Annotated in this window: 17 protein-coding genes; 7 read left to right on the top strand and 10 right to left on the bottom strand. The window is 73.1% G+C overall.

Going from position 1 to position 17,939, the window contains the following annotated elements:
* Window positions 1–168 precede the first annotated feature (168 nt).
* Complete coding sequence (locus EAO76_RS05270; protein ID WP_148833818.1) at window positions 169–1,206, bottom strand: DUF3533 domain-containing protein; 1,038 nt, start codon at window positions 1,204–1,206, stop codon at window positions 169–171.
* 256 nt (window positions 1,207–1,462) lie between these two features.
* Between EAO76_RS05270 and EAO76_RS05265 the strand changes: the two genes are divergently transcribed.
* Together EAO76_RS05265 and EAO76_RS05260 are read left to right on the top strand one after the other, a co-directional pair.
* A complete protein-coding gene (locus tag EAO76_RS05265; RefSeq protein ID WP_148833816.1) occupies window positions 1,463–2,356 on the top strand; it encodes a triacylglycerol lipase in 894 nt (297 codons plus the stop codon).
* 222 nt (window positions 2,357–2,578) lie between these two features.
* Entirely contained in the window at window positions 2,579–4,129 is a 1,551-nt protein-coding gene (locus EAO76_RS05260; RefSeq protein ID WP_148833814.1) for a trifunctional class I SAM-dependent methyltransferase/NUDIX hydrolase/VOC family protein, read from the top strand.
* Window positions 4,130–4,169: 40 nt separating this feature from the next.
* Here the strand turns inward: EAO76_RS05260 and EAO76_RS05255 are convergent, their stop codons facing one another.
* From EAO76_RS05255 to EAO76_RS05245, 3 genes are all read right to left on the bottom strand, one after another.
* Window positions 4,170–5,675 carry an amidase gene (locus tag EAO76_RS05255; RefSeq protein ID WP_262375280.1) on the bottom strand — a complete coding sequence of 502 codons (1,506 nt, stop codon included), beginning with the start codon at window positions 5,673–5,675 and terminating at the stop codon, window positions 4,170–4,172.
* Entirely contained in the window at window positions 5,672–7,309 is a 1,638-nt protein-coding gene (locus tag EAO76_RS05250) for an amidohydrolase (protein ID WP_148833812.1), read from the bottom strand. Before EAO76_RS05250 ends, EAO76_RS05255 begins: the two co-directional genes overlap by 4 nt.
* An 87-nt stretch (window positions 7,310–7,396) precedes the next feature.
* The gene (locus EAO76_RS05245; protein ID WP_148835576.1) at window positions 7,397–8,848 is read right to left on the bottom strand and encodes an APC family permease; all 1,452 of its coding nucleotides are present in this window, start codon (window positions 8,846–8,848) and stop codon (window positions 7,397–7,399) included.
* Between the two features lie 172 nt (window positions 8,849–9,020).
* Between EAO76_RS05245 and EAO76_RS05240 the strand changes: the two genes are divergently transcribed.
* Window positions 9,021–9,737, top strand: a complete 717-nt coding sequence (locus EAO76_RS05240; RefSeq protein WP_148833810.1) for a TetR/AcrR family transcriptional regulator — start codon at window positions 9,021–9,023, stop codon at window positions 9,735–9,737.
* Window positions 9,738–10,151: 414 nt separating this feature from the next.
* On the opposite strand, the gene EAO76_RS05235 is transcribed toward EAO76_RS05240, so the two are convergent.
* Both EAO76_RS05235 and EAO76_RS05230 read right to left on the bottom strand, forming a co-directional pair.
* Window positions 10,152–10,646: a DUF402 domain-containing protein gene (locus EAO76_RS05235; protein ID WP_148833808.1), complete on the bottom strand. Its 495-nt coding sequence runs from the start codon at window positions 10,644–10,646 to the stop codon at window positions 10,152–10,154.
* Window positions 10,627–11,547, bottom strand: coding sequence for a GNAT family N-acetyltransferase (locus EAO76_RS05230; protein WP_148833806.1), 921 nt, complete (start codon window positions 11,545–11,547; stop codon window positions 10,627–10,629). The genes EAO76_RS05235 and EAO76_RS05230 overlap by 20 nt, the downstream gene beginning before the upstream one ends.
* Window positions 11,548–11,630: 83 nt before the next feature.
* On the opposite strand from EAO76_RS05230, the gene EAO76_RS05225 reads away from it, so the two are divergent.
* Window positions 11,631–12,005 carry a GntR family transcriptional regulator gene (locus tag EAO76_RS05225; RefSeq protein ID WP_148833804.1) on the top strand — a complete coding sequence of 125 codons (375 nt, stop codon included), beginning with the start codon at window positions 11,631–11,633 and terminating at the stop codon, window positions 12,003–12,005.
* Between the two features lie 53 nt (window positions 12,006–12,058).
* Here the strand turns inward: EAO76_RS05225 and EAO76_RS05220 are convergent, their stop codons facing one another.
* Window positions 12,059–13,153, bottom strand: coding sequence for a DUF5925 domain-containing protein (locus EAO76_RS05220; RefSeq protein ID WP_148833803.1), 1,095 nt, complete (start codon window positions 13,151–13,153; stop codon window positions 12,059–12,061).
* 235 nt (window positions 13,154–13,388) lie between these two features.
* Between EAO76_RS05220 and EAO76_RS05215 the strand changes: the two genes are divergently transcribed.
* Together EAO76_RS05215 and EAO76_RS05210 are read left to right on the top strand one after the other, a co-directional pair.
* Window positions 13,389–14,198, top strand: a complete 810-nt coding sequence (locus EAO76_RS05215) for an SGNH/GDSL hydrolase family protein (protein WP_148833800.1) — start codon at window positions 13,389–13,391, stop codon at window positions 14,196–14,198.
* A 271-nt stretch (window positions 14,199–14,469) separates the two neighbouring features.
* Entirely contained in the window at window positions 14,470–14,733 is a 264-nt protein-coding gene (locus tag EAO76_RS05210) for a hypothetical protein (RefSeq protein ID WP_148833798.1), read from the top strand.
* A 243-nt stretch (window positions 14,734–14,976) separates the two neighbouring features.
* Here EAO76_RS05210 and EAO76_RS05205 read toward each other — a convergent pair whose 3' ends face one another.
* Both EAO76_RS05205 and EAO76_RS05200 read right to left on the bottom strand, forming a co-directional pair.
* A complete protein-coding gene (locus tag EAO76_RS05205) occupies window positions 14,977–15,792 on the bottom strand; it encodes an ABC transporter permease (RefSeq protein ID WP_148833796.1) in 816 nt (271 codons plus the stop codon).
* A complete protein-coding gene (locus tag EAO76_RS05200; RefSeq protein ID WP_148833793.1) occupies window positions 15,789–16,784 on the bottom strand; it encodes an ATP-binding cassette domain-containing protein in 996 nt (331 codons plus the stop codon). Before EAO76_RS05200 ends, EAO76_RS05205 begins: the two co-directional genes overlap by 4 nt.
* A gap of 62 nt (window positions 16,785–16,846) precedes the next feature.
* Between EAO76_RS05200 and EAO76_RS05195 the strand changes: the two genes are divergently transcribed.
* Window positions 16,847–17,554 (top strand): TetR/AcrR family transcriptional regulator, encoded by a 708-nt coding sequence (locus tag EAO76_RS05195; RefSeq protein ID WP_148833791.1) that lies wholly within the window; start codon window positions 16,847–16,849, stop codon window positions 17,552–17,554.
* A 26-nt stretch (window positions 17,555–17,580) separates the two neighbouring features.
* Here EAO76_RS05195 and EAO76_RS05190 read toward each other — a convergent pair.
* Window positions 17,581–17,939 (bottom strand): type ISP restriction/modification enzyme (locus EAO76_RS05190; RefSeq protein WP_316248316.1); only part of this gene is annotated, 359 nt, incomplete at its 5' end.

Below are 17,939 nucleotides of genomic sequence, written 5' to 3'. Positions count from 1 at the left end.
GGTCCCCCAATCTGCTGAGAGAGTAAGTGGTCATCGCGGGGCAGCGTAGCTCCCCTTTCCCCGATCGGCCAGGACTTTCTTTCCGGTCGGAGGTCCGGCCGGACCCCGGGCCGGACTTCCGGAGGGCCCCGCGCCGGACCTGTGGCGCGAGGTCGCCGGGCCGCGGGGTCAGTCGACGACCGAGCCGATGGCGGGGTGGTCGCCGGTGAGTTCCTCCGGGGTGCGGCGCACGGCGACCAGGAGGGTGACGATCGTGCCCGCCACCGCCCACGCGGAGAGCACCAGCAGGGGGCCGGTGATCGTGTTGCCCTTGAAGTAGGCGATCGAGCGCGCCACCCAGGTGCCCGCGCCGGGCGGCAGGGCGGGGCCGATCGCCCGCCAGAAGTCCGGCAGCATCGGCAGCGGGAAGGCACCGCCGGCGCTCGGGTTGCCCGCGATCACCACGATCAGGACGGCCAGGCCGATGCCGACGATGCCCGTGAGGGCCTGGAGGGCGAGAGTGAGCATGCCGACCGCGAAGACGGTCAGCGCGCCCAGCCCCGACAGGCCCCAGAAGCTTCCGGGCAGGGCGCCGAGGATCGGGCCGATGATGAGCGCGCCGCCGATCCCTCCCACGATCGAGTACAGCGCCATGACACCGGTCCGGATCACCGCGCGCCGGCGGTTGGCGGGCTTGGCGCCCGCGCTGATCGCGAGGATCGAGGCGCAGAGGTAGCCGCCCACGCACCAGCCCACGACCAGGTAGAAGGACGAGATCCCGTTGAAGTCCTGGTCGGAGGCGGGGGCCAGGTCGACGGTGCGCACCGTGCGCTGCTGCGTCCGGTCGACCTCGGTGATGATCCGCGTCAGCGTGTCGGCCATGGCCGTGCCGCCGCCGGAGGCGACGAGGACGGTGTCGGTGGTGCCGGTGGGGTTCACGACCAGGGCGCCGTCGATCTCGCGGTCGAGGATCTGCTCGCGGGCCGTGGCCGCGTCGGCGACCGGGCGGGGGTCCAGCGGACCGCCGGGCAGCGCCTTCAGGTCGGCCGTGAGCCGGGCGGACATCTGCTGGGGTGCGACCACGCCGAAGGGCACGTCCGTCGGTTTCGGCTTGTGCAGTGCCCCGACGTAGGACGTGATGAACAGCAACTGCAGTGCGAGCACACCGATGACGAGCAGCGCGGCCCGTGGGGTGACGGCGTTCTTCACCTCGTCGACGAAAGTCATGTCCCCACGTTCCGGGGCATCGGCCGTTCGTGCAGTCGGGGCTGGGCCGGATGGCGGACCGCGGGACCGGGCCGTCCGCACGGTTCCGCCCCGCAGGGTTGACGCGCCGACACTTTTTACCGACGCGTAACTTCCCATGCCACCTTACTCACGCGTAATTTGGCACGAAGCAAGCAGAGCCAGCGTCAGAACTTGTGGTCCGGGCCGCAGGGTGCACAGACATCGAAACTCCCCTGAGCCGCAAGGAGACCCCACGATGCTGCCCTGGAACCGTGCGTCGCGCACCCCACGTGCGCGCAGGACCCTCGCCGCACTGCTCCTCGCCGTCGCCGCAGTCGCCGCCTCCACGACCACCGCGGCCGCGGCCGCCCCCACCGCCGCCGCGGCCACCTCCCGCGGCTGGAACGACTACTCCTGCAAGCCCTCCGCAGCCCACCCCCGACCGGTCGTCCTGGTCCACGGGACCTTCGGGAACTCCATCGACAACTGGCTGGTCCTCGCGCCCTACCTGGTCAACCGGGGCTACTGCGTCTACTCCCTCGACTACGGCCAGCTGCCCGGCGTGCCGCTCTTCAACGGCCTCGGCCCGATCGACAAGTCGGCCGGTCAGCTCGCCGCGTTCGTCGACAAGGTGCTCGCCGCCACCGGTGCTCCCGAGGCCGACCTCGTCGGCCACTCCCAGGGCGGCATGATGCCGAACTACTACCTGAAGTTCCTCGGCGGCGCCGCCAAGGTGAACGCCCTGATCGGGCTCGCCCCCGACAACCACGGCACCACCCTCCTCGGGCTGACGAAACTGCTGCCGTACTTCCCCGGGGTCGAGGACCTGCTGAACGCCAACACCCCCGGCCTCGCCGACCAGGTGGCGGGCTCCCCGTTCATGACCAGGCTCAACGCGGGCGACGACACCGTGCCGGGCGTGAAGTACACCGTCATCGCGACCCGGTACGACGAGGTCGTGACCCCGTACCGCACGCAGTTCCTGGACGGGCCGAACGTGCGCAACGTCCTGCTCCAGGACCTGTGCCCGCTCGACCTCTCCGAGCACGTGGCGATCGGCACCGTCGACCGGATCGCCTACCACGAGGTGGTGAACGCCCTCGACCCGGCACACGCCACCCCCACCACCTGCGCCTCGGTCATCGGCTGAAGGCTCTCGCCCGGAGGGCGGGGCCCGGGGCGCTCCGTGCGCCGGTGACGAGCGGTCGCACCCGCGGCGGTACGGGGGGCCGGTCCGGCCGTGCCCCTTCGTACCGCCGTGAGCCGGTGTGGCGCCGCTCGAACGGCCCGTGCGCCCGGATTCACCACCGCGAGCCGATCGCGATCCGTCCGGAGGGGCGCCGTTGTCGGTGGCGGCTGGCACGATCGACCCATGACGACGATCGACTGGGACTCCGCGGCCGACTCCTTCGACGAGGAACCCGACCACGGCCTGCTCGACCCGGTGGTCCGGCACGCCTGGGCGCGGCGGATGGAGAGCTGGCTGCCCGGGGAGCGTTCCGAGGTGCTGGACCTGGGATGCGGCACCGGGAGCCTCTCCCTCCTCGTCGCCGGGCAGGGCCACCGGGTCACGGCCCTCGACCGGTCCCCGCGCATGGTGGAGCAGGCACGGGCCAAGCTCGCCGGGACGGGGACCGGGGTGCTCCTCGGGGACGCGGCCCGACCGCCGGTCGGCAGAAGGCAGTTCGACGTCATCCTGGCCCGGCACGTGGTGTGGCTGCTGCCCGATCCGGCCGCGGCCCTGCGCCACTGGTTCGGCCTGCTGCGGCCCGGCGGCCGGCTGATCCTGATCGAAGGGGTCTGGAATGGCGTCGGAGTCCCCGCCGAGACCCTGACCGGGCTGCTCTCGGAATTCACCGAGCGCGTCCACCACGAGCGGCTCTCCGACGATCCGGACCTCTGGGGCAAGCGGGTCCACGACGAGCGCTACGCCCTGGTGGCCCGCGCCGTGCCGCCGCACCGGCACACCGAGGTCGTCGACGTGCACCTGATCCTCCGCCGGGGCTCCGAGGTCCTGCTCGCCCGCCGCGCCAACACGGGGTACGCGGACGGGCTGTTCAACGGCCCGTCCGGGCACGTCGAGGACGGCGAGGACGTCCGCGAGGCGATGATCCGCGAGGCAGCCGAGGAGATCGGGCTCGAACTCGGCCCGGACGAGCTGCGGGTCGCCCTGGTCATGCAGCACCGGGGCCCCGGCGGCGCCCCCAGGACGGGCTGGTTCTTCGAGGCGGAGTACGACCCCGGCCGCGAACCCCACAACCGCGAGCCGGACAAGTGCTCCGAGCTGAGATGGTTCCCGCTGGACGACCTCCCGGACGACATGGTCGCCTACTGCCGGGCGGGGCTCGACGGATACCGCGCGGGGGAGCACTTCCTGATCCACTGGCACGAGGACGGCGACTCCGTGGCCCATCGGCCGCACGGCGCGGGCCGGGCCGTCGCGCTGCCGGCCGGGCGGGCCGGCGGCGGAGGGGTGCACCACATCGAGCTGTGGGTGCCCGACCTGGCGGCGGCCGAGCGGGGATGGGGCTGGCTGCTCGGCGAGCTGGGCCACGTCCCGTACCAGCGCTGGGAGCACGGGCGGAGCTGGCGGCGCGGCGAGAGCTACGTGGTGGTCGAGCAGTCGCCCGACCTGATCCCGGAGCCGTACGACCGCCGCCGCCCCGGGCTCAACCACCTCGCGTTCCACGTCCGCGACCGGGCCGCCCTCGACGCCCTGGTGGCGCGGGCCCCGGAGCACGGCTGGCGGCAGCTCTTCGCGGACCGCTATCCGCACGCGGGCGGCGAGGAGCACGTCGCCGCCTATCTGGAGGACGCCGCGGGATACGAGGTGGAGCTGGTCGCCGGGGGCCGCCGGGAGCCCCGCCCGGCACGGGTGGAAGCGGATCCGTACGCCGACGTCTGGGCGCGGCGCCGCGACTGACCCGGTCCGCGCGAACGGACCGGGCCCGGTCGGCGGTGTGTCAGAGGACCGGGGTGCGGTTCCAGGGCCGGGCGGACTCGACGGCCTGCGCGACGCGGAACACCGTGGTGTCGTCATAGGTGCGTCCGACGATCTGCACCCCCGTCGGTACGCCGGTCGAGGCGAAGCCGGACGGCACGCTCAGCACCGGGCAGCGGCTGGCCATGTTGAACGGTGTGGTCATCGCGGATTCCAGATAGAAGTCCAGCTCGACGCCGTTGATCACGACCTTGGACGAGAGGTGGTCGTCGTCCGCCCCGAGTGCCGGGACGGCGGTCGTCGGGCACAGCAGGACGTCGTGGCGTTCCAGCAGCAGACCGAGCGTCGTCTGCACCCCGGCTTCGAGTTCGAGGCCCTGGAGGAAGCTGCCGGGCTCCCGGACGGCCTCGCCGGCCCGCCGGGCGAAGTCGAGCGCGTACGTGGTGAGCAGGTCACCGTGCTCGGCGGCGACCGAAGCGATGTACGGGCCGAAGATCGAGCCGAAATGGATCATCGCGGCCCGCATCACGTCCGCCCGCATGATGGGGACCTCCACCTCCTCGACGACGGCACCGGCCGCGCGCAACGCCTCGGCGACCGCGCGGGTGTTGGCCTCGACCTCGGGATCGACGGGCCAGTCCCCGAGGGTGACCGAGAGCGCCACGCGCAGGCCCTCGACGCTCCCGAACCGCTCGGGCAGGACGAATCCGGGCCGCAGCGAGACGGCGTCCAGAGGATGGGGCCCCGCGATGACGTTCTCCAGCAGGGCGCAGTCGGCGACGGTACGCGCCATCGGGCCGTCGTGGCAGTACGTGTCGAGGTTGAAGGGCGGCATCGACGGCACGCGCCCGTAGGGCGGCTTGAAGCCGACCGTGCCCGTGCACGAAGCGGGGATGCGGATCGAGCCGCCGATGTCGGAGCCGGTCGCGAGCGTCGTCTCGCCCGCCGCGAGCGCGGCGCCCGCACCGCCCGAGGAGCCGCCCGGACTGAACTCCGTGTTCCACGGGTTCCGGGTGATGCCCCACAGCCGTGACTGGGTGTAACCCGCGCAGCTGAACTCCGGCGTCGTGGTCCGGGCGTGCACGATGCCGCCGGCGGCCCGGACCCGCTCGATCACCGGGTGCGTCTGCTCGGCGATCTCCTCCCGGAACGCCAGCGAGCCGTCCGTGCTGAGGCGTCCCGCGATGGGCTGCTCCTCCTTCGTCGCCACGGCCAGGCCCTCCAGCGCGCGGGGTGCCTCGCCCTTGCCCCCGTAGCGGGCCTCGGCCTCGCGGGCGGCGGCGAGCGCCTCCTCGAAGGTCTGCTCGGCCAGGGCGTTGACCTTCGGTTCTACGGCTTCCGCACGCGCGATGACCGCGGTCATCAGCTCGACCGGTGAGAGCGAGCGGTCGCGGAAGCGGCGCAGGGCCTCGGTGGCGGGCAGGTAGGCGAGGTCGGTGAGGTCGGTCATGTGCTGTTCCTTCGAAATGAGCCGCAGGGGCTGGGAGTCGGCCGCAGGGGTGGCCCGGTCCAGGGGCACGTCCGTCATGAGGCGGAGTACACCCGCGATCCCCCGACGTAGGTCTGCAGGACCCGGGCCGCGTGGATCTCCTCGACCGGTTCGGTGAAGACGTCCCGGTCGAGGACCACCAGGTCGGCGAGGTGGCCCGGCCGCAGCGTTCCGGCGTCGTCCATGCCGTTGACGTGGGCCGAGCCCGCGGTGTAGGAGGCGACGGCGGTGGCGAGGTCGAGCCGCTGCTCGGGCAGGAAGACCCGGCCGTCGGTCGCCCCGGGCTGCATCCGGTTGACGGCGACGTGGATTCCGGCGAGCGGGTCGGGGCTGCTCACGGACCAGTCGCTGCCCGCCGCGAGCGTGGCACCGGCTCGCAGCAGGGAACCGAAGGGGTACTGCCGGGCAGCGCGCTCGGGGCCGAGGAACGGGATGGTCAGCTCGTCCATCTGGGGTTCGTGTGAAGCCCAGAGCGGCTGGATGTTGGCTATCGCCCCGAGCTCGGCGAAACGCGGAATGTCGTCGGGGTGGACCACCTGGAGGTGAGCGAGGTGGTGCCGGGTGGCACGGCGGCCGTTGGCGGTGCGGGCCGCCTCGACCGCGTTCAGCGCCTCGCGCACCGCGCGGTCGCCGAGAGCGTGGAAGTGCACCTGGAAGTCGAGCGCGTCGAGCTCGGTGACGTACGCGCACAGCGCGACCGGGTCGACGAAGCTCAGGCCGCTGTTGGCGGTGGCGCAGCCGCAGCCGTCCAGGTAGGGGGCGGTCATCGCGGCGGTGAAGTTCTCCGCGATGCCGTCCTGCATGATCTTCACCGAGCCCGCCCGGAACCTGCCGTGGGCCAGCTTCTCGCGACGGGCGACCAGCTCCGGGATCTGGTCGGCGCCCCGGGCGCGGTCCCACCAGAGCGCACCGTTGACCCGGGCGGTGAGAGTCCCCTCGCGGGCGGCGGTGAGATATGCGTCGGAGGGGTCGGGCTGGCCGTTGAACACGCCGAGCAGGGCGTCCTGCCAGCCGGTGATCCCGAGCGAGTGGAGCAGCCGCTGCGCGCGCAGCAGGCCGTCGAGGCGATCGGCGGCGGTCTTCGCGGGCAGCAGCCGGGCCACCAGACCGGTGGCGCCCTCCTGGAGGACGCCGCTCGGCGTGCCGTCGGCCTCCCGCTCGATCCGGCCGTCGTCGGGGTCCGGAGTGTCCCGGTCGACCCCCGCCAGTTCGAGCGCGCGGGTGTTGGCCCAGGCACCGTGGTGGTCCCGGTTGACCAGGTACACCGGGCGGTCGGGGACCACGGCGTCGAGCAGCTGCCGGGTCGGCAGCCCGCCCTCGAAGCTGTCCAGCGACCAGCCGCCGCCGGTGATCCAGGCGAGGCCGGGGCGGGCGCGGGCGTACTCCCCGACGAGGCGCAGGTAGTCGCCGGCGTCCTCGGTGCCGCTGAGGTCGCACTCGGCGAGTTCCAGGCCACCGTAGACGGCGTGGATGTGGGAATCCTGGAAGCCGGGGAGCAGCAGTTTGCCCCTGAGGTCGACCACTTCGGTCTTCGGGCCGATCAGTTCCCGTACCTCGTCATGTCCGACGGCCGAGATCCGCTCCCCGGTGACGGCGAGGCTGCTCGCCCGGGTGCGGGCGGGATCGCCGGTGTGCACGGGGCCTTGGGAGAAGACCAGATCGGCCTTGGTCATGGGAGGTGCTCCTGGTGGTTCGGCGGCCCGGGGCCGCTGGATGGAACGAGGTGTCGCGGTTCGCACCGGGGACCGGCGGTGCGGACGTCACACGGCGGCGGTGGGCTCGCCGTCGGCCGAGGGGACGCGGGCGGGGACGAAGTAGGGCGACCGGCGGTGCCAGCGGGCCCACGCGGCGGCCAGCAGTCCGGAACCGATCATCAGGACCGGGACGAGCAGCGCGAACCATCCGTTGTCGGCGGAGACCTCGAAGTGGTCGGTGGAGCGGTAGAAGGTCCAGGCGAGGTAGCCGCCGGTGGCGAGCAGCGCGAGCGCGCCCAGCACCGGACCGACGACGGCGCGCAGGGCCTCCAGCGGTGAGGTGCGCAGCAGGTGGCGGAAGCGCACCGCGGCGGCCGCGGCGGTCAGGGCGTAGTAGAGGGCGACGACGATGCCGATCGCGTTGACGGAGGCGAAGATCAGATCGTTGACGGTGGGGATGACCAGGGCCAGCGTGGCGAGGACCAGGGCGATCGCGGTGATCAGCAGGGTGCCGACGGCGGGGGTTCTGTGCTTGGGGTGCAACCGTGTCCAGACCGGGCCGAGAACGCCGTCGCGGCCCATCGCGTACATCCCGCGGGCGGTGGGGATGACCGAGGCCTGGAGCGACGCGACCGCGGAGAACATGAGGGCGATGAGCGGCAGGGCGGCCAGCGGCTGCTCGGCGAGCTCGGTGCCGAAGTAGGCGAGTCCCTGCGCTCCGTTGTCGGCCAGTTCGTCCAGGGGCAGGACCCGCTGGAAGGCGGTGCCGGCGAGCAGGAAGAGAAGCATCATGACGGTCAGCGCGATGAACCCGCCGCGGGAGGCGTCCCGCGGGTCGCCGACCTCCTCGCCGACGCTGAAGACCGATTCGAAGCCCCAGTAGCAGAAGACCGCGAGCACCATGCCCTGGGCGAGGGCGGCGGCCGAGGGAATGTCGAAGGGGTTGAACCACTGGAGCGAGAAGGGCTGGTCACCGGCGAACAGACCGTAGCCGCAGAACGCGAGCAGCACGCCGTACTCGAAGATCAGCAGGTACTTCTGGAGACGTGCCGCCAGGTCGAGTCCGCGCACCGCGACCAGCGCGGCGGCGATCAGGACGGCCATGCCGAGCAGGGTCGACTGAAGGGTGGAGTCCGGATCGAGGGCCAGGCCCCCGATGCTGTGGAGCTCGGCCTGGCCCAGCAGCTGGATGATCGCCGAGCCCGTGATCGTCGTGGTGTAGGCCATGAACACGATGGTGCCGACGACGTTGACCCATCCGGTCAGGAAGCCCAGCCAGGGACTGAAAATGCGGCCGACCCACTGGTAGCTGCTGCCCGCGTTCGGGTCGACGCGGTTGAGCCGGCCGTATCCGCCGGCTATGCCGAGCACGGGCAGGAAGGCGAGCAGCATGATCGCCGGCAGGTGCAGGCCGACGATGGTCGCCATCAGGCCGAGTCCGACGCCGATGCTGCTGGTGGCCGCGGTGCTCGACGCGGCGAGGACGATGCCGTCGACGATGCCGATTGACTTGCGCATCGTGGCCCGCGGGATCTGGTCGCCGCTGTCCGGCGTGGTGCTTGCGTTCTTCACTGGTACCGCCAACGGTCGTCGCCTTGCTCAGGGGGAAAGTCGCCGGAGAGCCCGGATGGCAGGCCATGAAACCGTTGCCCCCTTAACAGGTCAATGGTGTTGTCATAAGCTCCGCGCCATGAGTGAGCGTGTGGTTCCGGAATCGCGGCGGCGGCGCAGAAGGCCGACGAAACAGGGCACGGTGCTGTCCGAACAGGTCATTGTGGAGACGGCGCTGAGGCTGGTCGGCCAGCATGGTGCGGATGCCCTGACGGTCCGGCGGCTGGGCGCCGCACTGGGCGCCGACCCCAGTGCGCTCTACCGGTACTTCCACAGCACCGACGATCTTCTGCTGGCGGTCGCCGACGAGCTCATCGGCCGCGCCCAGCAGGGCTGGCGGCCCACCGGTGAATGGCGCGGCGACCTGCGCGAACTGGGCCTGCGCGTCCACGCCTCGTACCAGGCGCACCCGCAGGCCGCCATGCTGGCCGCGCACCGGACGACCGGGCGGAACAACGAGACGCGGGCCGTGGAGGCGATCCTCGGCATACTCAGGTCGGCCGGCTTCCCCGACCCGGAGGTGGTACGGATCTACCACGCCTTCGTGGACCAGGCGCTCGCCTTCGCGGCCCTGGACTCGGCCACGCTCGCCCTGCCGGCTGCCGCGCAGGCCGCGGATCTCCAGGTGTGGCAGCGCCGCTACGGCCGCCTGGACGCGGACACCTACCCCCATATCGCTGCCACCGCCGGGCTGCTGGCCGAGGACATGACGCTCAGCGGCTATCCGTTCGCGCTGGAGCTGCTCCTCGACGCCGCCGAGTCGAGGCTGCCCGGAGCGGCAGCGGCGGGCGACTGAGCGCAGGCCGGGCGCGGTCGGGTCCGGGCGCGACCGGGTCCGGGGGTCGACGGCCTCGGCGCAAGGCATGGCCGGGCGYCRGGGTCCGGGCCCGGTCCGGACCCGGCCGCCCGGCCATGCCTTGCGCCGAGGCCGTCGACATCGATTCGGGCCCGGAGCCCGACGGCGGCACCCGCGGACACGGCCGCTCCACGGACCACCCGAGGGGCGCTCGGGGCGACGAGGGCGCGGCGGTGCTCGACCCGGCGCGCCGCGACCGGCACCCGTACCCGTTTCTCCGCGTTCCTCGGCACGGCTCACCGGGGCGGGGCGCCTGCGCGGCCGGGTGCGCCGGTCCCGGCCGGGGGCCGCCGCCCCGCGTCCGGGTGGGGCCGTTCCCGGCCGGGGAACGGCCCCCGGAGCCCCGGCGGACGGTCAGGCCAGCAGCGGTGCGAGGCCCTCCGCGCGGGCCAGCCGCTCCAGTTCGTCCAGCGCCCGGCGGGCCGCGTCGGCCGCCGCCGGGTCGCGTCCGGCCAGACCGCTGTGCTCGAACTCGTCCTCGTCCAGCCGCAGCACGGACGTGCCGTCCGCCGACACCCACAGGTCGAGGTCCAGGTCCTCCACCAGGAGCCGGCCGTCCCGCAGCACGGCGGGGCGGGCGACGTCGCAGTACCAGCCCTTGAGCACGCCCGCGCCGGAACGGACCTCCTTCACCGCGTACCACCGGTCGCGCCAGTAGTGCTCGGTGAACACGTCGCCCGGCTCGAACCGCACGAAGCCGAAGTCGCGCACGCCGGGCGCCGCCCAGGGCGCACGCACCGTCACCCGGACGCCGTCGTCGCGGACCACGTCCGCCGGATAGCTGATCTTGGTCCGCCCGGCCTTCACCAGGGCGACCGTCAGCGAGGTCTCAGCCGAGGCCGCGGACATACCGCACCTCCGTGGCGCAGACCTCGTAGCCGAGCCACCGGTTGACCGCCAGCATCGGGCCGTTCGCGGTGTCGTTGCCGGTGTACGCGTCCGTGTACCCGGCGGCGCGGGCCCGGTGCAGCGAGTCGTTCTTGGCGAGCTTGGCCAGACCCCGGCCGCGGTACGCCCGACGGGTGCCGGTCATGCCGGACATGTACCGGGTCAGACCGTCGGTCTCCGCGAGGCTGAACGCCGCCGGCTCCCCGTCGACCACCGCGACCGTGGTCAGCTCGCGGTCGAGCAGGGGGACGTTCCAGGTGTGGTCGAGCCAGTCCTCGTAGTCGGTCAACTCGGCCTGGATGTCGCCGGGTTCGTCGGCCACGGTCTCGGCGTCCAGCGCGAAGAGCGGACGCGGATCGTCCGCGAAGTCCGCGGCGGTGCGCAGCTCCACCCCCGCCGGCGGCTCCTGACGGGGCGGCAGGTTCCCGCCCGCCAGGCCGAGGTGGAGGAAGTGCGCCGAACGGCTCGGCGCGTAGCCGCGCCTCTCGGCGAAGGCGCGGTTCGCCGGGGCGTCGAGCACCCAGGCGTGGACCGTGGTCGCGCCCTCCCGGGCCAGGTGCTCCTCGGCCGTTCCCAGCAGCAGTGCGCCCGCCCCGCGCCCGGTGTGTTCCGGGTGGGTGTACGGATTGCAGAATCCCTGGCCGGGCTCGGGGCTGTCGTACGCGAGACCGACCTGCGCGGTCCCGATGAGCTGCCCGTCCTCCTCGGCCACCAGCAGCCGGTAGCGCTTGTCGGGATGGGCGCGGGACAGGTCGTGGACGACGTGCTCGGGAGTCGTCACCATGTAGGGGAGCGCGGCGCGCCGGATCCGTACCCAGTCCTCCGCGTCGGCGGGCCGGAAGTCGCGAACGATGACAGTCATGAACCGGACGCTACGCGCGGGACGCAGGTGCCCGCCCCTGAATTTCCGGCGGTGACGGGGGCGGTGTGGGGGAGAATCGGGACGTGACTTTGAAGATCGTCCTTGACCCGGACTCCGGCATCGCCCCGTACGAGCAACTGCGCACGCGGATCTCCGAACTGGCCCGTTCCGGCGCGCTGCCCGTCGGCTTCAGACTCCCGACCGTACGCGGCTTCGCCGAGGAGCTCGGCCTCGCCGCGAACACCGTCGCGAAGGCGTACCGCGCGCTGGAGACCGACGGGGTGATCGAGACCCGGGGGCGCAACGGCACGTTCGTCGCCGCCGCCGGTGACGCGGCGGACCGGCACGCGGCGGCCGCGGCGCAGGAGTACGCGGAGCACGCGCGGCGGCTGGGCCTGCCCCGGGACGAGGCGCTGTCCCTGGTGGCGGACGCGGTGCGGGCGGCGTACGCGGACTGACCCGGGCGGAGGACGCCGGGTCCGGGCCGGACGCCCGGCCCCCGGCGCGGGCGTCAGAGGTACAGGCCCGCGTCCGCCCCGGAGTCCTGCTTCGGGACCGACGCCGGGCCGTTGCCGCGCCGCAGGGCGTACAGCTCGGCGAGCGTCGCGCCCTCCCGGCCGATCCCCTCCTCCGTGCCGAGCCAGGCCACCGCCTCCTCGCGGGTCAGCGCGCCCACCTCGATCCTGGCGAGACAGCGGCCGGGCCTGACCACGGCCGGATGGAGCCGGCCCAGGTCCTCGTTGGTGGTGACCCCCACCAGCACGTTGCGGCCCTGGCCCAGCAGCCCGTCGGTGAGGTTCAGCAGCCGGGACAGCGCCTGGCCCGCCGTGTGCCTGGCCTCGCCGCGGATCAACTCGTCGCAGTCCTCCAGGAGCAGCAGCCGCCACCGGCCCTTCGCGGTGCCGTCGTCCTCGCCGATCGCGATGTTCATCAGATAGCCGACGTCGTTGAAGAGCTGCTCCGGGTCGAGCACGCAGTCGACCTGGCACCAGTCCCGCCAGGAGCGCGCGAGCGTGCGCAGCGCGGACGTCTTGCCGGTGCCCGGCGGGCCGTGCAGCAGGAGCAGCCGGCCCGAGACGTCGTCGGGCGTGAGCGTCATCAGCCGGTCCATGGCGCGGGCCACCGGAGCCGTGTAGTTGCCGCGGACCTCGTCCCAGGTGCCGGAGGAGATCTGCCGGGTGGTGCGGTGCGGGCCGCGGCGCGGGGAGGCGTACCAGAAGCCCATCGTCACGTTCTCCGGGCGGGGTTCGGGTTCGTCCCGGGCGCCGTCCGTCGCCCGGTCGAGGACCTCCCGCGCCAGCTCCGGGCCGGTCGCGGTGACGGTGACGTCGGCGCCGCGGTTCCAGCGGGAGACGAGCAGCGTCCAGCCGTCGCCCTCGGCGAGGGTGGCGCTGCGGTCGTCGTCGCGGGCGGCGCGCAGCACCTTGGCGGACGGGGGCAGCAGGCTGGCCCCGGCCTTGACGCGCTCCAGGGAGGTGCTGTGCGAGTACGGCTGCTCGCCCGTCGCGAAGCGGCCCAGGAACAGCGCGTCGATGACGTCCGACGGGGAATCGCTGTCGTCGACGGTGAGCCGGATCGGCAGCGCGGACTCGGGAGTGGCTGACATGGCGCCATGATCGGGCACGGGGACCGCGGGTGCACCCGGGTTTCGCCGCCCTCCGACCGCCCCCTGGCCGTCACCCGGAAGGGGGGAGCGGGGGTATGACTCGGGATCAAAGGGGCGCACGGGAGGACTCGTTGGAGCAACTTGGCATGCCCACTTCCGGCAGGGGTGCGGCTGCTGCTACCACGGACTCGGCAGACCGGGTGGAGATCCCGCCCGTCGGTCCACGGGAGGTTCCATGAAGATGTCCCGACTCGCGGCGTTCTCGTCCTCGCTCCTGCTCGGTGCCGTGCTCGCCCTGACCGGTGCGGCCACCGCCCTCGCCGCCCCGTCCGTCCAGGCCGTCGACTACGTCGCTCTCGGAGACTCGTACTCCTCGGGCGTCGGGGCCGGCAGCTACGACGGCGCCAGCGGTTCCTGCAAGCGCAGCACCAAGTCGTACCCCGCCCTCTGGGCCGCCGCGAACTCGCCCGCCTCCTTCGCCTTCACCGCCTGCTCGGGTGCCCGCACCGGGGACGTGAAGGCCAATCAGCTCGGCCCCCTCAACTCCTCGACCGACCTGGTCTCGATCTCCATCGGCGGCAACGACGCGGGCTTCGCCGACGTCATGCTCACCTGCGTGCTCCAGTCGGAGACCACCTGCCTCGACCGGATCGCCACGGCCCGCAGTTTCGTGGACACCACCCTGCCGGGGAACCTCGACTCGGTGTACTCGGCGATCAGCGCCAAGGCGCCGTCCGCCCGGGTCGTCGTCCTCGGCTACCCGCGCTTCTACCAGATCGGCGGCAGCTGCGCCGTCGGCCTGAGCGACAAGGTGCGCTCCGCGATCAACTCGGCGGCCGACCACCTCAACACGGCGACCGCCAAGCGCGCCGCCGACCACGGATTCGCCTTCGCCGACGTCGCGGGGCGGTTCACCGGCCACGAGATCTGCTCCAGCAGTTCCTGGCTGCACAGCGTCAACTGGCTGAACATCGGCGAGTCCTACCACCCCACCGCCGCCGGGCAGTCGGGCGGCTACCTGCCCGGTTTCACCTCGGCGGCCTGATTCCGCCCGGTCGCGCACCCGCCGGTCCCGTCGGCCGTCCGTCGGGCAGGAGGCCCCGCCCGACGGGGCCTCCGTCCGGCGGGTCGCGCACGGCCACCGGACCGGACCGGGTCCCTCGCGCCCAATTCGCCCCGACGCGAAGGGATCCGGAGGCCGGTGTCAACCCCCGTACAGGTGTGCGCAATCCTGCGCCCGGGATACACGAGTGTCGTCGCGGGGCGATAGGGTTAACCTGCCCGGGGCGGGTGCCCTCGTACGGGTGGGGAGTGACATGGAACAGATAGCGATGCGGAGCAGGCCGCGTGTGCCTGCCATCACATGCGGGAGCGGTGCGACGAGTTCGCGCCTCGACCGTCATCTCGCGGTGCTCGGCGGACCCGCCGTGCCACAGCGGGAAGCCGCGGAGGCGACGCTGCTGATGCGCGAGCTCACCTCGCGCGACGCCGCTCACCGCCGTCGGAGCAAGAGCGCGCGGGTGTCGCTCTTCGCGCCGTTGCGACGACTGAGGCGTTCGCTCTTCGGAAGTCACCGCTGACCCCTCGGCCCGTCATGACCACCCGTCGGTCCTCGGCCCGGACTCCCCGGCCGGGGCCCGTCATCCGGGCCTCCGGTCCGGGACGGTGAACCAAACGCACCGTCCCGGCTCCGCGCTGCTGTCGACCCTCCCCGTCATCCCCGGGGCCGGCGGCGGCGCTTCGGCATGTTCCCCCTCCGGCGGATCGCCGTCCCCCGCGCCGGACCGTCACTCCCGCGCCGGGCGCCGCCACCGGCGTTCCCGTCACTCGCCGCCGCGTGCGTGGCGCCGTACCGACAGCGGCACGAACACCGCGAGCAGCAGTGCCGACCAGAGCAGCGTCCCGGCCACCGGATGGGCGACCGGCCAGGCGGCGTCGGAGGCCGGTGACGCGTTGCCGAACAGGTCCCGGGTCGCCGAGGCCATGGCGCTGATCGGGTTCCACTCCGCGACCGTCCGCAGCCACCCCGGCAGGTTGTCGGTCGGGATGTACGCGCTCGACAGCAGCGGCAGGACGAAGGTGGCGCTGCCCACCTGGCCGGCGATCTCCTCGTTGCGGATCAGCAGGCCCAGCCAGTAGCCCAGCCAGGACGTGGCGAAGCGGAAGAGCAGCAGCAGCCCGAGGGCGCCCAGCGCGGCGAGCGGTCCGCCCTCGATCCGCCAGCCGACCGCGAGCCCCACCAGGATCAGCGGGACCATGCCGACGGCCGTGGTCAGCAGGTCGGCCGCGGTCTGGCCGAAGGGCACGGCCGGGCGGCTCATCGGCAGCGTGCGGAGCCGGTCCATCACCCCGCGCTGGCAGTCCTGCGCCGACTGGAACATCCCGACCATGATGCCGTTCGCCGCCGTCGCCGCCAGCAGCCCCGGCACCAGGAACGCGCGGTACTCCTGGCCGGGCACGGCCAGGGCGCTGCCGAAGACGTACCCGAAGAAGAGCAGCATCGTGATCGGCATGGTCTGGGTCAGGATCATCACGCCCGGGGACGCCTTGATCCGCTGGAGGTGACGGCCCAGCATGGCCAGGCAGTCGGCGACCGGGGTGCTCGTGGCGGGGGCGACGCGCGGTGTCGTGACGCTCATGCCGCTGCCTCCTTCGGGGTCGGGCCGGGGGTCGGGTTCGGGGTGGTGCGGACGTCGCCGCGGCCGGTCAGCCGGAGGAAGACCTCGTCGAGCGTCGGCGGACGCAGGCTCGCGTCGACCAGCGGCACTCCGGCCGCGTCGAGTTCGCGGACGATCCGCGGGAGGGTGAGCGTGGTGTCGGCCGCGACGGCGCCCACGGTGCGGTGCTCGTGGTCGAGCGCCGGTTCGGTGCCGGTGAGCCGGTCGAGCACGCCGGCCGCCGGGACCAGCGCCGAGTCGTCGGCGACGACCACCTCGGCGTAGCTGCCGATGAGGGACTTCAGCTCCGCGGGGGTGCCGCGGTGGGCGGCCCGGCCCCGGTCGATCAGCACGATGTCGTCGGCCAGCTGGTCGGCCTCCTCCAGGTACTGCGTGGTGAGCAGGACGGTCGTGCCGAGGCCCGCCAGGTCCCGGATCGCGGCCCAGATCTGGTTGCGGCTGTGCGGGTCGAGCCCGGTGGTCGGCTCGTCCAGGAAGAGCACCCGCGGGCGGGTCAGCAGGCTGGCCGCGAGGTCGAGGCGGCGCCGCATGCCGCCCGAGTATGTGCGGGCCGGGCGGTCGGCCGCCCCGGTCAGCTCGAAGCGCTCCAGGAGTTCGTCGGCGCGGCCGCGCGCGGCCGCGCCGCGCAGCCGCAACAGCTTCGCGAAGAGCCGCAGGTTCTGCCGCCCGGTCAGCTCGCCGTCGACGGAGGCGTCCTGCCCGGTGACGCCGATCGCCCCGCGCACCGCCGCCGCCTCGCGCACCACGTCGTGGCCCGCGACCCGGGCACTCCCGGCGTCCGGTGCCGTCAACGTGGTGAGCACCCGGACCGCGGTGCTCTTCCCCGCGCCGTTCGGCCCCAGCACCCCGCAGACGGAGCCCTCGGCCACGGCGAGGTCGAGCCCGCGCAGCGCGTGGACGTCGCCGTAGCGCTTCTCCAGACCTTCACTAAGTACAGCGTACGTAGTTGTCATGCGACCACCGTACCGCACTACGTACGCTGTACGTAACTAAGATGGGGGCGAGGTGATGATCGATGGTGGGGCGACCCGCTGTACCCGAAGTGATCTGGGCGCGCCCCGAGCGTGCGGGCCGCGGCCCCCGGCCGGCCTTCAGCCGTGCCGACATCGCGGCGGCGGCCGTCCGCATCGCCGACGCGGACGGCTTCGACGCGGTCTCCATGCGGAAGGTCGCGGCGGAGCTGGGCTGCGGCACGATGTCGCTCTACAACTACGTGCCGCGCAAGGAGGACCTGCACGAGCTGATGCTCGACGCGGTCAGCGCCGAGTACGAGCTCCCCGAACCGTCCGGTGACTGGCGGGCCGACCTCGGCGCGCTGGCCCGCCAGGCCCGCGCGATGATGCACCGCCACACCTGGGTGCCCCGGCTGATGTCACCCGTGTACGGCTTCAGCCCGAACGCGCTGCGGTACCTGGAGTACGCGCTCAGCTGCCTGGACGGGGTCGACGCGCGGTTCGGCGAGAAGATGGAACTGATCGCCATGGTCAACGGCGTGGTCACCACCTATGTGGCCAACGAGATCGCCACGGCGGAGCGCAGCCGGTCGCTGCCCTGGTCCGAGGAGCAGGAGCAGCAGGTGCGCACCGCCTACCTGATCAGCCAGATCGCGACCGGGAAGTACCCGCGGATGGCGGCGGGGTTCGCCGAGGACCCCGGGCCGATCGATCTGGAGGGCATCTTCGACCGGGCGCTCGACCGGGTACTGGACTCGTTCGACCGGTGACTCCCCGGCGGCCGCCGTACGCCCGGTCACAGCAGCGCGAACTGCCCGTCCGGGCCCTCCTCCTGATGGTCCAGCACGGACGCGGGCCGGCGCGCGGCGGCCGGGGCCGGCAGGACGCCCGCCGCCCGCAGGTCCGCGGCGGTGACCGGCGGGCCGACGTCCAGGCCCTCCTGCCGGGGACGGAGCCCGTCCAGCAGCGCCAGCAGGGTGATCAGCTCCAGCAGCTCCGAGGTCCATTCCTGGAGCCAGGCCCGGGGGCGCACGGCCTCCAGGCCGTCCGGGTCCGGCGCGCCGGACGCCGCGCGGCGTCCGAACCACAGCTCCAGCACCCGGACCCCGCCCACCCGGAAATCCCAGGCCCCGGCGGGCACGGGCGAGATGCGGC

It is taken from the genome of Streptomyces sp. sk2.1, assembly GCF_008120935.1.
Classification (GTDB): Bacteria; Actinomycetota; Actinomycetes; order Streptomycetales; family Streptomycetaceae; genus Streptomyces.
This window is presented reverse-complemented; position numbering and strand designations above follow the sequence as displayed.